Origin of the sequence: Psychroserpens damuponensis, from assembly GCF_000826655.1 — a bacterium.
Lineage (GTDB): Bacteria > Bacteroidota > Bacteroidia > Flavobacteriales > Flavobacteriaceae > Psychroserpens > Psychroserpens damuponensis.
Genome location: NZ_JXJO01000015.1, coordinates 1 through 3,085, shown reverse-complemented (window position 1 = coordinate 3,085; position 3,085 = coordinate 1). Strand labels below are relative to the sequence as shown.

Annotated in this window: 3 protein-coding genes; all 3 read left to right on the top strand. The window is 28.4% G+C overall.

Annotated features, from left to right (window positions below; genetic code table 11):
• Nucleotides 1–100: 100 nt before the first annotated feature.
• The 3 genes from TD29_RS06850 (at nucleotide 101) to TD29_RS06840 (ending at nucleotide 2,928) form a co-directional block, all read left to right on the top strand.
• Nucleotides 101–1,054 carry a Fic family protein gene (locus TD29_RS06850; RefSeq protein ID WP_040279756.1) on the top strand — a complete coding sequence of 318 codons (954 nt, stop codon included), beginning with the start codon at nucleotides 101–103 and terminating at the stop codon, nucleotides 1,052–1,054.
• 151 nt (nucleotides 1,055–1,205) lie between these two features.
• Nucleotides 1,206–1,748 (top strand): FEKKY domain-containing protein, encoded by a 543-nt coding sequence (locus TD29_RS06845; RefSeq protein WP_040279755.1) that lies wholly within the window; start codon nucleotides 1,206–1,208, stop codon nucleotides 1,746–1,748.
• A 226-nt stretch (nucleotides 1,749–1,974) separates the two neighbouring features.
• Nucleotides 1,975–2,928, top strand: a complete 954-nt coding sequence (locus tag TD29_RS06840; RefSeq protein ID WP_040279754.1) for a Fic family protein — start codon at nucleotides 1,975–1,977, stop codon at nucleotides 2,926–2,928.
• The last annotated feature ends 157 nt before the right edge of the window (nucleotides 2,929–3,085 follow it).

Genomic DNA, 3,085 nt, shown 5'->3' with positions numbered 1-3,085 from the left:
CATACATAAAACCGTTGTGCCCAATTAAAAAATCACGTTTCATAAGATAATTCAGATTAAATGATTGTATCTTTGATAGTATCAAATGATAGTATCACGAATGAAACCACCTTACGAAATAACATCTTCTATTTTAAAATTAATAACTTCTATTTCAGAAAAAATAGGAGAAGTAAATGCTAATTTATTAAACAGACCTTCACCTAAATTAAGAAAACAGAATAGAATCAAAACTATTCATTCTTCTTTAAAAATAGAAGGAAACACACTTACAGAAGAACAAATAACAGCACTTCTTGAAAACAAAAGAGTTATTGGTCCTAAAAAAGATGTTCTTGAAGTTTTAAATGCAATCAAAATCTATGAAAATTTAGAAGATTACAATCCTTCAAATGAAAAATCCTTTTTAAAAGCACATCAAAACTTAATGGAAGGTTTAATAGAAAACTCTGGAAAATATAGAAATCAAAGTGTCGGAATTGTAAAAGGTTCAATAGTTGAGCATTTAGCACCACCTTATAGAAATGTGCCATACTTAATGAAAGACCTTTTTGAATATTTAAAAAAGTCTGATGAAATTGAATTAATTAAAAGTTGTGTTTTCCATTACGAAATGGAATTTATACATCCTTTTTTGGATGGAAATGGAAGAATGGGAAGATTATGGCAAACTTTAATTTTAATGGAAAAATATCCAATCTTTGAGTTTTTACCTTTTGAAACTTTAATTAGTAAAGACCAGGAAAAATATTACAAGTCTTTAGCTGAAAGTGATAAATCCGGAAAGTCAACTAAGTTTATTGAATATATGCTAAACGTTATTGACATTTCAATAAGTGAACTATTAGATTTTAATAATCGAACGTTAAATGAAAAAGATAGATTAGAATATTATGTTTCATTAAATAAAACTGAATTTACAAGAAAAGATTATATGGATATTTTTAAAGATATTTCATCAGCAACTGCAAGTAGAGATTTAAAGAAAGGAGCAGAATTGAATTTATTCGAAAAAATAGGAGAAAAAAATAAAACAATCTATCGTTTAAAATAACTGGGCACAACACCGTGTATAATTAATGGCTGGTTATAGCTTACTTACGAAAGTCCTCGCGGACTTTCTATCTGTGATTTATTTGCTAACTTTAGTGCTTAAACAACACAACTAATCATACACAAACACGTTACCCAACATTTGACAAAAATTGAGAAATAGAACAAAATATATACTTCTGATTTTAGCTGTTGCTGGATTTGCTTTGTTGTATTACAACCATTTTAATGCTTTAAACGAAACGAGTTTTGAGCCAATTGAATTGACATACGCAAAAATTTTTTTCGGAATTGGAATTTTATGTGCTGGAATATATCTTCTTAAGAAAAATTGGAGAAATATATTAACTAAATTTATGTTAGGTGCATTTGGAATTTGTTTTGCAATAAACTTATTCTTATTCATAGAAATATATCCATATGTTCAAATTGGAAAATTATACGCTGAATACTCTGAAATAGAAACTTGCGGAGAAATGGAAAAACGATTTGAAACTGACTTGAAAAACGAAAAAATAGTTTATTTTCAGTTTGGAATTGGTTACGATATTGAATTAGCAGAGACGCTCAAGGAAAAATATAAAATTCAATCCATTGGAATGGGTTGTACGATTCAGTCTGAAAAGGAATGTTATAATAAACTCGTCAATGAATATCTGAAAGAAAAACACAACGACGGAATAATTGACTATTAAAAATAAAAAACGTTGGGTAACACCGTATATAAAAAATTGCTATATTGTGCTTAATCAAAGGTCGTTGCACGTTTGCTACGTCTGATTTTCCTATGGAAAATCCTCGCACGCAAACACGCAACTTTCCATATACAAACACGTTGTGCCCAATTAAAAAATTACGTTTCATAAGATAAATCAGATTAAATGATTGTATCTTTGATAGTATCAAATGATAGTATCACGAATGAAACCACCTTACGAAATAACATCTTCTATTTTAAAATTAATAACTTCTATTTCAGAAAAAATAGGAGAAGTAAATGCTAATTTATTAAACAAACCTTCACCTAAATTGAGAAAACAGAATAGAATTAAAACTATTCATTCTTCATTAAAAATAGAAGGAAACACACTTACAGAAGAACAAATAACAGCACTTCTTGAAAACAAAAGAGTTATTGGTCCTAAAAAAGATGTTCTTGAAGTTCTAAATGCAATCAAAATTTATGAAAATTTAGAAAATTTCAATCCTTCTAATGAAAAATCCTTTTTAGAAGCACATCAAAACCTAATGGAGGGTTTAATTGAAAATTCTGGAAAATATAGGACTCAAAGTGTCGGAATTGTAAAAGGCTCTAAAGTTGAGCATTTAGCACCACCATTTGCAAATGTGCCATACTTAATGAAAGACCTTTTTGAATATTTGAAAAAGTCTGATGAAATTGAATTAATTAAAAGTTGTGTTTTCCATTACGAAATGGAATTTATACATCCATTCTTGGATGGAAATGGCAGAATGGGAAGATTATGGCAAACTTTAATTTTAATGGAAAAATATCCAATATTTGAGTTTTTACCTTTTGAAACTTTAATCAGTAATGACCAAGAAAAATATTACAAAGCTTTGGCTGAAAGTGATAAATCCGGAAAATCAACTAAGTTTATTGAATATATGCTAAACGTTATTGACATTTCAATAAGTCAACTATTAGATTTTAATAATCGAACGTTAAATGAAAAAGATAGATTAGAATACTATGTTTCATTAAATAAAACTGAATTTACAAGAAAAGATTATATGGATATTTTTAAGGATATTTCATCAGCAACTGCAAGTAGAGATTTAAAGAAAGGAGCAGAATTGAATTTATTCGAAAAAATAGGAGAAAAAAATAAAACAATCTATCGTTTAAAATAACTGGGCACAACACCGTGTATAATTAATTGCTAGGTTCTTCCCTACTTGCGAATATTCCTGCGGAATATTCACGGGTTCGTAAAAGTTTGCTAACTTAGTTGCTTAACCACGCAACTAACCATACACAAACACGTTAGCTTTAATGCTCAAGCAAGTT